The organism is Variovorax sp. MPBD4-3 (genome assembly GCF_058809745.1).
Genome location: NZ_JBXASW010000105.1, coordinates 1 through 10,728 on the forward strand (window position 1 = coordinate 1; position 10,728 = coordinate 10,728).

General features: G+C 65.8%; 9 protein-coding genes. 8 read left to right on the forward strand and 1 reads right to left on the reverse strand.

The features are described 5' to 3' along the window. The first annotated feature begins 57 nt into the window (after positions 1-57). From AC1RVW_RS30060 to AC1RVW_RS30090, 7 genes are read left to right on the forward strand one after another with little or no spacing between them, the layout of a single operon-like run. Positions 58-1,266: a CaiB/BaiF CoA transferase family protein gene (locus AC1RVW_RS30060; RefSeq protein ID WP_493204362.1), complete on the forward strand. Its 1,209-nt coding sequence runs from the start codon at positions 58-60 to the stop codon at positions 1,264-1,266. Positions 1,267-1,306: 40 nt separating this feature from the next. After that, on the forward strand, positions 1,307-2,296 hold the full coding sequence (locus AC1RVW_RS30065) for a Bug family tripartite tricarboxylate transporter substrate binding protein (protein WP_454904780.1): 990 nt from the start codon (positions 1,307-1,309) through the stop codon (positions 2,294-2,296). A gap of 55 nt (positions 2,297-2,351) precedes the next feature. Next, the gene (locus AC1RVW_RS30070; protein ID WP_493204364.1) at positions 2,352-4,304 is read left to right on the forward strand and encodes an acyl-CoA synthetase; all 1,953 of its coding nucleotides are present in this window, start codon (positions 2,352-2,354) and stop codon (positions 4,302-4,304) included. Then, positions 4,301-5,341: a Bug family tripartite tricarboxylate transporter substrate binding protein gene (locus AC1RVW_RS30075; RefSeq protein ID WP_493204366.1), complete on the forward strand. Its 1,041-nt coding sequence runs from the start codon at positions 4,301-4,303 to the stop codon at positions 5,339-5,341. Before AC1RVW_RS30070 ends, AC1RVW_RS30075 begins: the two co-directional genes overlap by 4 nt. 46 nt (positions 5,342-5,387) lie before the next feature. Next, entirely contained in the window at positions 5,388-6,137 is a 750-nt protein-coding gene (locus tag AC1RVW_RS30080) for an electron transfer flavoprotein subunit beta/FixA family protein (protein ID WP_106935764.1), read from the forward strand. Between the two features lie 2 nt (positions 6,138-6,139). Next, positions 6,140-7,072, forward strand: a complete 933-nt coding sequence (locus tag AC1RVW_RS30085; RefSeq protein ID WP_106934000.1) for an electron transfer flavoprotein subunit alpha/FixB family protein — start codon at positions 6,140-6,142, stop codon at positions 7,070-7,072. An 18-nt stretch (positions 7,073-7,090) separates the two neighbouring features. Further along, positions 7,091-8,062: an NAD(P)H-dependent flavin oxidoreductase gene (locus AC1RVW_RS30090; RefSeq protein ID WP_081270846.1), complete on the forward strand. Its 972-nt coding sequence runs from the start codon at positions 7,091-7,093 to the stop codon at positions 8,060-8,062. Between the two features lie 930 nt (positions 8,063-8,992). Here AC1RVW_RS30090 and AC1RVW_RS30095 read toward each other — a convergent pair. Continuing rightward, on the reverse strand, positions 8,993-9,730 hold the full coding sequence (locus AC1RVW_RS30095) for a hypothetical protein (RefSeq protein WP_155742650.1): 738 nt from the start codon (positions 9,728-9,730) through the stop codon (positions 8,993-8,995). A 151-nt stretch (positions 9,731-9,881) separates the two neighbouring features. Between AC1RVW_RS30095 and AC1RVW_RS30100 the strand changes: the two genes are divergently transcribed. Continuing rightward, positions 9,882-10,394: a hypothetical protein gene (locus AC1RVW_RS30100; RefSeq protein ID WP_081270828.1), complete on the forward strand. Its 513-nt coding sequence runs from the start codon at positions 9,882-9,884 to the stop codon at positions 10,392-10,394. Positions 10,395-10,728: the final 334 nt, after the last annotated feature.

Here is a 10,728-nt window from a genome sequence, read left to right on the forward strand (position 1 = left end):
CGCCCTGCCCGCCCCCTGCGCATGCGCACGGGGCTTTTCGTTTTTCCTGGAGTAGCCATGTCCTCGCTGAATTCCTCGCTGCCGCTTGCCGGCGTGCGCGTCCTCGATCTGTCCCGCATCCTGGCGGGCCCCTGGTGCGGCATGGTGCTGGCCGACATGGGCGCCGAGGTCATCAAGGTGGAGCACCCGGGCCGCGGCGACGACACCCGCGACTGGGGCCTGCGCGTGGGCAAGACCGAGACCGCCTACTTCAACAGCGTGAACCGCAACAAGCGCTCGGTCACGCTCGACCTGCAGACGCCCGAAGGCCAGCAGCTCGCGCGCGACCTGGCGAAGCAATGCGACGTGGTGATCCAGAACTTCAAGTTCGGCGGCATCGACAAGCTGGGCCTGGGCTACGAGCAGCTGCGCAAGGAGAACCCGGGCCTCATCTACTGCTCGATCTCGGGTTACGACCGCACCGGCCCGGAAGCCGCGCGCCCCGGCTACGACCTCGTCGTTCAAGGCGAAGCCGGCCTGATGGCGCTGAACGGCGAGGCCGACCAGCCGCCGCTGAAGTTCGGCGTGGCGGCCGTGGACCTGTTCACCGGCATGTACTCGGCGCAGGCCATCCTGGCCGCGCTCTACCAGCGCGAGAAGACCGGCAAGGGCCGGCACGTGGAGATGGCGCTGTTCGACTGCGGCCTGATGATCACCGCCTACTACGGCCTCGAGGCGCTGCTGATGGGCGAAGACCCGCCGCGCTACGGCAACTCGCATCCGTCGATCGTGCCGTACGGCGTGTTCGACGCGGCCGACGGCCCGCTGGTCATCACCGTGGGCAACAACGCGCAGTTCGCGCGCTTCTGCACCGAGGTGATCGGCCGGCCCGACCTCGCGGCCGACGAGCGCTTCAAGACCAACATCCTGCGCTCGGCCAACCGAGCGGTGCTGCTGCCCGAGCTGCACGCCGAACTGGCGAAGCGCCAGCGCGCCGACCTGCTCGAGAAGCTCACCGCCGCCGGCATTCCGTGCGGCGAGGTGCTGGGCCTGCTGGAGGCGCTGCAATCCAAGCGCGCCACCGACGCCGGCCTGGTCACCACGCAGCCGCACCCGGTGGCCGGCACGGTCAACGTGCTGGCGCCGCCCTACCGTTTCGATGGCGAGCGCCTGCCGGTGCGCAGCGCGCCGCCCACCCTGGGCGAAGGCACGCACGACGTGCTGAAGTCCCTGCTCGGCCTGTCGGATGAAAAGCTGGCGGCGCTGAAAACGAGTGGCGTCGTCTGAAGAAGACAGGCGTCCGAATTCCCCAAGTAGACAAGACCCAATGGCATCCCTTTCCCTTCGCAGTCCCGTTCGCCGCGCCCTTCTCGCCCTCGCCCTGCCCCTGGTGGCCGGCACCGCCTTCGCACAGGCGTGGCCCGCCAAGCCGATCACGCTGATCGTGCCCTTCCCGCCGGGCGGCCCGACCGACGTGGCCTCGCGCATCGTGGCGCAGAAGATGTCGGTCGCGCTCAAGCAGAACATCGTGATCGACAACCGCAGCGGCGCATCGGGCACCGTGGGCGCCGCCACGGCCGCGCGGGCCGCGCCCGACGGCTACACCTTTGTGATGCTGGCCACGCCCACGCTGCTGGCCTCGCACCTGTACGGCCCCACCGGCTACGACATCTTCAAGAACTTCACGCCCGTGGGCTCGGTGTACGACCTGCCGATCGTGCTGGTGGTGAACCCCAAGTCGCTGCCCGACGTGAACGGCGTGCAGGACCTCATCGCCAAGGCCAAGGCCGAGGGCGGCAAGCTCAACTACACCACCGCCGGCGCCGGCAGCTTCGGCCACCTGACGACCGAGCAGCTCAAGACCATCGGCAAGTTCGACATGCAGCACGTGCCCTACCGCGGCAGCGCGCCGGCCGTGACCGACCTGATCGGCGGCCAGGTGCCCGCGATGTTCTCCGACTTGGTGGGCGTGCTGCCGCACATCAAGGCCGGCAAGCTGCGCGCCATTGCCGTGGGCTCGGGCAAGCGCGTGAGCCTGCTGCCCGACGTGAAGACGGTGGCCGAGCAAGGCTTCCCCGGCTTCGACGCCACCTCGTGGGGCGGCCTGCTGGCCCCGGCCGGCACGCCAAAGGAAGTGATCGACCGCATGAGCGCCGAGCTGAAGACCGCGCTGGCCGACAAGCAGGTGCAGGAGAAGCTGGAGAGCGTGGGCTCCTTCGCGGCCTACCGCACGCCGGCGCAGACGGGTGTGCGCATGCACGAGGACTTCGAGCGCTGGGGCAAGGTCATTCGAGACAACCACATCACGAACCAGTAAAACGACCCGGGCCGGCAGGGCCCGGCACCGCGGCGGCACCAAAGAGACAAAACACATGACAGGCAAGCACGAAAACAACTACGGCACCCCGGTCGGCGCACCGTTTCGCCCGGCCCTTCCCGTGCGCAGCCTCGCGGACATCCGCAAGCTCGAAGAAACGCCGCTCGCGCAGGCGCTCACGGTGCGCAGCACCTATGAGATCTTCCGCAACGCCGGCCATGCCTTCGGCGGCAAGACGGCGCTGACCTTCCTGCGCACCGGCAACCCGGCCGACGAGCCCATCCGATGGTCGTATGCCGAACTGCTCGCGCGCATCCACCAGACCGCGAACATGCTGCACACGCTGGGCGTGGGCCCGCAGGACGCCGTGGCCGTGCTGCTGCCCGGCTGCCTGGAGTACCACCTGGCGCTGTGGGGCGGCGAGGCGGCCGGCATCGTGCAACCGCTGAACCCGCTGCTCACCGACGAGAAGCTGGTGGCGCTGATGACCGCCGCGCGCGCCAAGGTGCTGATCGCCTACGGCTCGGACAGCGAATCGGGCATGTGGTCGAAGGCCATGCGACTGCGCGGCCAGGTGCCCACGCTGACCACCGTGCTGCGCGTGGCACCGCATGACGAGGCGCCGGGCGCGGCAGGCCAGTTGCCTGAAGGGGTAGCCGAGTTCGACGTGCTGCGCGCCTCGCAACCCGACGACCACCTCGTGAGCGGCCGCGACATCGCGCCGACAGACATCGCCGCCTACTTCCACACCGGCGGCACCACCGGCGCGCCGAAGCTCGCGCGCCACAGCCACGGCGCGCAGGTGTTCACCGCCTGGGCCAGCGTGCAGGTCGCGGGCATGAACGAGCAGGGCATCTCCATCAACGGCTACCCGCTGTTCCATGTGGCGGGCGTGCTGCCGGCTTCGCTGTCGTCGCTGTCGGCCGGCGTGGAAGTGATCATTCCCACCACCTCGCTGCTGCGCAACAAGGAGGTGCTGGCCAACTACTGGAAGCTGGTGGCCCGCTACCGCCCGACTTCGCTGTCGGCCGTGCCCACGGTGCTCGCGGCGCTGGCCAACGTGCCGCTGGACGGCGCGGACATTTCCTCCATCACCTACTGCCGCACCGGCGCCGCCGTGCTCGCGCCCGAGCTGGCCGCGCGCTTCGAGCGCCTCTTCGGCCTGCACGTGCATGAAAGCCTGGGCATGACCGAGATGGCCGGCATCTCGACCATCACGCCGCCCGGCGTGAACGGGCCCGCGGGCTGCGTGGGTTTTCGGCTGCCGTACATGCAGATGCGCGTGGTGGCGCTCGACGAGAACGGCAACGCCACCGACCGCGAGATGCCGCCCGGCGAACAGGGCATGGTGCTGTTCAAGTCGCCCAACGTGTTCTCGGGTTTCGTGGACCCGGCCGACAACGCCAAGGCCTTCACGGCAGACGGCTGGCTTGCCACCGGCGACCTGGGCTGGATCGACAGCGAGGAGCGGCTCAACCTCACGGGCCGCTCGAAGGACCTGATCATTCGCAGCGGCCACAACATCGACCCCAAGACCATCGAGGACGCGCTGGGCGCGCACCCCGCCGTGCAACTGTGCGCCGCCGTGGGCGCGCCCGATGCCTACGCAGGCGAGCTGCCGGTGATCTTCGCGACGCTGGTGCCCGGCGCATCGGCAACGGAAGAAGAACTGCTGGCCTTCACCGCCGCGCGCGTGGACGAGGCGCCCGCCCGGCCCAAGTGGGTGTCGGTGATCGAGACCATGCCGATGACCAACGTCGGAAAGATCTACAAGCCCGAGCTGCGCGCAATGGCCGCGCGGCACGTGGTGGCCGCGACGGTGGCCGAGGCCTGCGCCGCACTCGGCGTGCCGGAGGCGGCCCGCCCGGTGGTGAAGACCGAAGGCGAGAGCCTGGTGCGCGTGCTGCTCGACGAGGCCGCGGCCGGCGCGCTGGCCGCGCCGCTGCGCGAGCGGCTGCAGGCGGCGCTGGAGCCGCTGCCCTTCAAGACGCGCATCGCGCCGCAATGACCCCTTTCAAAACCAAGACCGAGAGACAGAGACAAGTGACGACCTTCCGCCTTCCGACCCGCCGCGCCCTGCTGTGCGCCGCCGCTTCCGCCGCCACGCTGTGCGCGCTGCCCCATGCGCAGGCACAGGGCACGTACCCGAACAAGCCGATCCGCATGGTCGTGCCCTTCGCCGCGGGCGGCGCCACCGACGTGCTGGCGCGCGTGATCGGCCAGAAGATGTCGGCCGGCATGGGCCAGCCCGTCGTCATCGACAACAAGCCGGGCGCGGCCGGCATCATCGGCACCGACGCGGTCGCCAAGTCGCCGGCCGACGGCTACACCATCGTGCTGGGCCTGAGCAACTCGCTCATGACCAACGAGTTCCTCTACGACAAGCTGCCCTACGACACGCAGCGCGACCTCACGCTGGTCTACCAGATCGCGATGGCGCCGCTGGTGCTGGTGGTGCACCCCAGCGTGCCGGTGAAGACCGGGCCCGAGCTGCTGAAGTACGTTACCGCCAACAAGGGCAAGGTGGCCTACGGTTCTTACGGCGTGGGCGCATACCCGCACCTGGCCGGCGCGCACATGAGCCTTGCCACGCACGCCGACATGAACCACGTCGCCTACAAGGGCGAAGCGCCGATGATGCAGGACCTGATCGGCGGCCAGATCCAGATGGCCTACGCCAGCGCGCTGGTGGCCAAGCCGCACATCGACTCCGGAAAAATCCGCGCCATCGGCGTGAGCGGCGAGCGCCGCATGAGCACCCTGCCCGACGTGCCCACGCTGGCCGAGCAGGGCCTGAAAGACGAGGCCTACCGCGTGACCGGCTGGCTCGCCATCGCGGTGCCCGCCAGGACGCCCAAGCCCATCGTGGACCGCATCGCCGAAGAAGTGCGCAAGGCCACGCAACAGCCCGACGTGCGTGAGCGCGTGGCGGCCATGGGCTTCGAGATCAAGGACAGCTCGCCCGAGCTCTTCGCCACCGCCTGGAAGGCGGAGCGCCCGGTGTGGGAGCGGCTCATCAAGCAATCGGGCGCCAAGCTCGAGTAACCCATTCATTCATTCGTTCATTTCTTCGTCATTCCAAGGAACAGCCATGAAGGTTCTGGTACCTGTCAAACGGGTCGTCGATTACAACGTGAAGGTGCGCGTGAAGAGCGACGGCACCGGGGTGGACATTGCCAACGTCAAGATGAGCATGAACCCCTTCGACGAGATCGCTGTCGAAGAGGCCGTGCGCCTGAAGGAAAAGGGCGTGGTCACCGAAGTGATCGCCGTCTCGTGCGGTGACGCCAAGTGCCAGGAAACCCTGCGCACCGCGATGGCCATCGGCGCCGACCGCGGCATCCTGGTCGAGACCACCGAAGAGCTGCAGCCCCTGGCCGTGGCCAAGCTGCTGAAGGCGCTGGTCGACAAGGAACAGCCCCAGCTGATCATCCTGGGCAAGCAGGCCATCGACGACGACGCCAATCAGACCGGCCAGATGCTGGCTGCCCTGGCCGACCTGCCGCAGGCCACCTTCGCCTCCAAGGTCGAAGTCGCCGGCGACAAGGCCACCGTGACGCGCGAAGTCGACGGCGGCCTGGAGACCATCTCCCTGAGCCTGCCCGCAGTCATCACCACCGACCTGCGCCTGAACGAGCCGCGCTATGTGACGCTGCCGAACATCATGAAGGCCAAGAAGAAGCAGCTGGACACGGTCAAGCCCGAAGACCTGGGCGTCGATGTGAAGCCGCGCCTGAAGACCCTGAAGGTTGCCGAACCGCCGAAGCGCGGTGCCGGCATCAAGGTGCCCGACGTTGCAACGCTGGTGGACAAACTGAAGAACGAAGCGAAGGTGATCTGAACATGACCGCACTTGTTATTGCCGAACACGACCACGCCAGCATCAAGCCGGCTACTTTGAACACCGTGACCGCAGCGCTGGCTTGCGGCGGTGAAGTGCACGTGCTGGTGGCAGGCGCCAATGCCGCCGAAGCGGCGAAGGCCGCCGCCCAAATCGCAGGCGTCACCAAGGTCATCGCCGCCGACAGCCCCAGCCTGGCCGAGAACCTCGCCGAGAACGTCGCAGCCCAGGTGCTGGCGATCGCATCCAACTACAGCCACATCCTGTTCCCCTCGACCGCCAACGGCAAGAACGTCGCACCGCGCGTGGCCGCCAAGCTGGACGTGGCGCAGATCAGCGACATCACCAAGGTCGACAGCCCCGACACCTTCGAGCGCCCGATCTACGCCGGCAACGCGATTGCCACCGTGCAGAGCAGCGACGCCACCAAGGTGATCACCGTTCGCACGACCGGCTTCGACGCAGCAGCCGCCACGGGTGGCAGCGCAACCGTCGAAACCGCTGAAGGCGTCGCAGACAGCGGCAAGAGCAGCTTCGTTGGCCGTGAAGTGACCAAGAGCGACCGCCCCGAGCTGACGGCCGCCAAGATCATCGTCTCCGGCGGCCGTGCGCTGGGCAGCGCCGAGAAGTTCACCGAAGTGATGACGCCGCTGGCCGACAAGCTGAACGCGGGCCTGGGCGCCAGCCGTGCAGCCGTCGACGCAGGCTACGCCCCGAACGACTGGCAAGTGGGCCAGACGGGCAAGATCGTCGCGCCGCAGCTGTACATCGCGGCGGGCATCTCGGGCGCGATCCAGCATCTGGCCGGCATGAAGGACTCGAAGGTCATCGTCGCGATCAACAAGGACGAAGAGGCACCGATCTTCTCGGTGGCCGACTACGGCCTGGTGGCCGACCTGTTCACGGCCGTGCCGGAACTGGTGAAGGCGCTGTAAGAAGGAGGCCGCCGCAAGATGAAGACCCGCATCACCGAACTGCTCGGCATTCGCTACCCCATCATCCAGGGCGGCATGCAATGGGTGGGCCGTGCCGAGCTGGCCGCGGCCGTGTCGAACGCCGGCGGCCTGGGCATCGTGACCGCGCTCACGCAGCCCACGCCCGACGACCTGCGCAACGAGATCGCGCGCACGCGCACGCTCACGGACAAGCCCTTCGGCGTGAACCTCACGATCCTGCCGGCGGTGAAGCCGCCGCCGTATGCGGAGTACGTGCAGGCGATCATCGACAGCGGCGTGAAGATCGTGGAGACAGCGGGCAACAGCCCGAAGGATTTCATCGAGGCGCTGAAGCGCCATGACGTGAAGATCGTGCACAAGTGCACGTCGGTGCGCCATGCGTTGTCGGCGGAGCGCAATGGCGTGGACGCGGTGTCGGTGGACGGCTTTGAATGCGCGGGCCATCCCGGCGAAGACGACGTGCCCGGCCTGGTGCTGCTGCCGATTGCGGCGCGCAAGCTGCGCATTCCGATCATCGCGTCGGGCGGCATCGCCGATGGTCGCGGCATGGCCGCAGCGCTGGCGCTGGGCGCCGAGGGCGTCAACATGGGCACGCGCTTCTGCGTGACGAAGGAAGCGCCCATTCACGACAACATCAAGCAGGCGCTGGTGGATGCGACCGAGCGCGACACGAAGCTGATGTTCCGCACCATGCGCAACACCGCGCGCGTGTTCCGCAACGCGATTTCCGAAGAGGTGGTGGCCACGGAGAACCGGCCCGGCGGCTGCGAGTTCGAGGAAGTGCGCCCGCTGGTGGCCGGTGCGCGCGGCCGTGCGGCGCTGGAGTCTGGCGAGGTGCAGAACGGGGTGGTGTCGGCGGGGCAGTGCATCGGGCTGATCGACGACATTCCTACCTGCGCCGAACTGCTGGAGCGCATGGTGCGTGAGTGCCGGGAGCATCTGGAGCGGGCGCGGTCCTTGATGGGCTGATTCCGTTTGGGTTGCATCGGGGGGCGCTCACGCCGACGGGGTACCTTGCTCCGCGAATGTCCCCCGGCCTTCGGCCTCCTCCTTTATTTCGCTGCGCAAGGCACCCCGCCAGCGTGAGCGTTCAGTGCTGCTGTGGAAGCGGGATTTGTTGGCAGTTGCCGGGACTTCGTGCCGCATCAACCGGCTACTTCGTCGGGTTCTTCTCTAGAGTGAATGCCCCTGTCACTCCACACCCCACCAAGGGAAGCAACACACCCCACCACTTCTTAGATGTTTGAAGGCTGCTTGCCTCGCGGCAGGTCGTCGGTGCGGAAGCACTGATGCAAATGCGAGGTATCAAAAGGCGACGGCCGAGGTGTTCTCAGCACCCCGACCGTCTAACCAAGTTCGTGCAACACCTTGGAAGGAACGCACAAAAATGGCTACCAAGACTATAGCCCGGCCAACTACGCCGGTAGCTTTCGAAGACAACGCCCAAGATGCGGCGGATCTTCTTGAAAACACCCTCTCTCAGCTCGAAGCTCTAGTGTGGGTCTGCCACGGGGAAGACATCGACTGGTGCAGCGGGGATGGGCCTCGGCGATTGGACAACCTGCTTTGGCTTGCGGCTGAGCTGGCTAGCAAAGCGGGGGAGTTGTTTCAGATGAGTGAGAAGGCGCGACGCAGAGCGCCTGACACCGGCATTTAGCGAGTGAGCTGCGGAGTTCGAAGCCGGCTTGGGAACCGCTCCTTCGGGGTGCGATGTCATATCCGAAACACTCGATTTGAACAGCCATAGCGCACATGCAAAGGTGCCACCGAGGGTTGCGCATCTTGCGGAGCGGTCTAATGCTTCTTGGGCCCATACCCCGCCACATTTCTCACAGTGAGCCGAGAATTCGCCCGCCGTATTTGCACGGGCATGTTCGCTTCCAAGCCACTGCTTTCTGGTCATTTCGCAGGTTGCGAGGCGGCCGCACAGCGCTGAGCATCGTCGACAGTGAGGTCGAGAATCGTTGGAACCTTGATCAAGTTTGCTTGCACAGCGGCGGCGGCCGCAGCCACGAGTGTCAGTACAGCCAGCGCGCCTTGAAGCCGAAGGTTTGCCTTGTGGCGGCGCTCCTGCTCCTGAGTTTCTTCGAGCGCCTTAAGGGCCAACCCAGTCGGTGTATAGCGATATCCTACTTTGCGCAATTCCCCCGAATCGACAAGCATGTCGAGATGGAACTCGACTCCATTGTTGAGCGGCTCCCAATCGGGATGGCTAGCCCACCGATGCCCGTACCTATTGCTTAAGAGCGCCATCGCGCTCACCCCTGGTTCCCCTTGCTCAACGAGGCTCACTACCTCTGCAAGGATTTCGCTACGGCGGCGCGTTGTGAGTGTGCGCCGATTAAAAACGTGTTGAGCGATGCGGTTTCGTAGTCGTGCGGCATGAATGCGGACGTATGGCCAAGCGGTAATACGGCCCAGCGCCACCGCCCAGATACCTGTGTAGTCAACCGAATCTAAGCCGTAGTAATGGCGAACCATGAGCACCTTTGGGTCAATCGAACCGATGGAAATTACGGCGTCAACTGAATACTTCTCGCCGTCATGCTCTAGGGCTGTCACAAGCTCGCCCTGCATGCCAGTCAGCACATATCTAGCCCGAGGCGTCTCGCCCGTCTTGACCGTAAAGGCGTTCATCCTGATCCCTTCAGGACCGCTTCGTGGAACGGTGGCTTCAGCATTGCGGGCAAGAAGACGGGGCAAAAAATAGCGAAGCAGGGTATGACTTAGGTTCGGCATAGCCGATTGTCCCCAAATGTGCCTACGCCACCACGCACAATGCTATGCAATGAAAAAAGCCACGCCTCCCTCACAAAGCGCCGAGGACGACAGGACCACCTCAACAGGCCTTGCCCGGTACGCCTTCGAGTACATCCAGGCCGCAAGATTGGTGGACGAGGATGCGGAAAAACGTTTGACTCCTCGAGCCACGTCGCCCATTCCGGCCTACTTTCTTGCCTATCACGGCATCGAGTTGAGCCTCAAGGCATACCTGCGACATCGGGGGCTTAGTCCACGTGCCCTAGCAAGCAAGGCTTACGGGCACGATCTCCACTCGTGCTACCGAAAGGCAAAGGAGCTAGGCTTGCTTACGGTCTTCAAGGAACACCCGGACGACAAACAAGCCCTAAGCCTTCTCGCGGACCTGAATGTCAATCATGGGCTTCGGTACATCAAAACGGGTGCGAAGGTGTTCCCCTCGTGGTCAATAGTTGACCCCTTGGCCGTCCGGCTGCACCAAGCTGTAGCCCCGCTGGTAGGGTTCCATTCGTTCACGCACAGCTACCCCGCCTACGCGTGAGCTCGGGCACGGCTGGCTGAACCGTGTCAGATAGCTCATCAGCTTCCCTGGGCGCCTCGCCCGTGGGTACCCCGGGTACTGCCCGCGACGATGACTTCAGCTACCCAATGAACTGGCAGTTGGTCGCCGGGTTACATCCCTCACCGACACTGTGGCGGTCGCCGCTTGATCAGTACGCACACAACCAGCTTGAAGCGAGCCTTGACCGCACTCATACCAAACTCGACTGCGACCGACATCAGACCTTGGCTTCTGCTTGTCCATCGCCCGTCCCTCACGAAAGCTCAGTGGCAGGCCCCCCATCCGTAATCCGTCACAGCACTCGCCCCACCAC

Bases quoted from the DNA above. Each gene is read 5' to 3' on its own strand.
- AC1RVW_RS30075 (WP_493204366.1), top strand. From the start codon at position 4,301: ATGACCCCTTTCAAAACCAAGACCGAGAGACAGAGACAAGTGACGACC.
- AC1RVW_RS30100 (WP_081270828.1), top strand. From the start codon at position 9,882: ATGAAAAAAGCCACGCCTCCCTCACAAAGCGCCGAGGACGACAGGACC.
- AC1RVW_RS30095 (WP_155742650.1), bottom strand. From the start codon at position 9,730: ATGAACGCCTTTACGGTCAAGACGGGCGAGACGCCTCGGGCTAGATAT.
- AC1RVW_RS30060 (WP_493204362.1), top strand. From the start codon at position 58: ATGTCCTCGCTGAATTCCTCGCTGCCGCTTGCCGGCGTGCGCGTCCTC.
- AC1RVW_RS30065 (WP_454904780.1), top strand. From the start codon at position 1,307: ATGGCATCCCTTTCCCTTCGCAGTCCCGTTCGCCGCGCCCTTCTCGCC.
- AC1RVW_RS30070 (WP_493204364.1), top strand. From the start codon at position 2,352: ATGACAGGCAAGCACGAAAACAACTACGGCACCCCGGTCGGCGCACCG.
- AC1RVW_RS30090 (WP_081270846.1), top strand. From the start codon at position 7,091: ATGAAGACCCGCATCACCGAACTGCTCGGCATTCGCTACCCCATCATC.
- AC1RVW_RS30085 (WP_106934000.1), top strand. From the start codon at position 6,140: ATGACCGCACTTGTTATTGCCGAACACGACCACGCCAGCATCAAGCCG.
- AC1RVW_RS30080 (WP_106935764.1), top strand. From the start codon at position 5,388: ATGAAGGTTCTGGTACCTGTCAAACGGGTCGTCGATTACAACGTGAAG.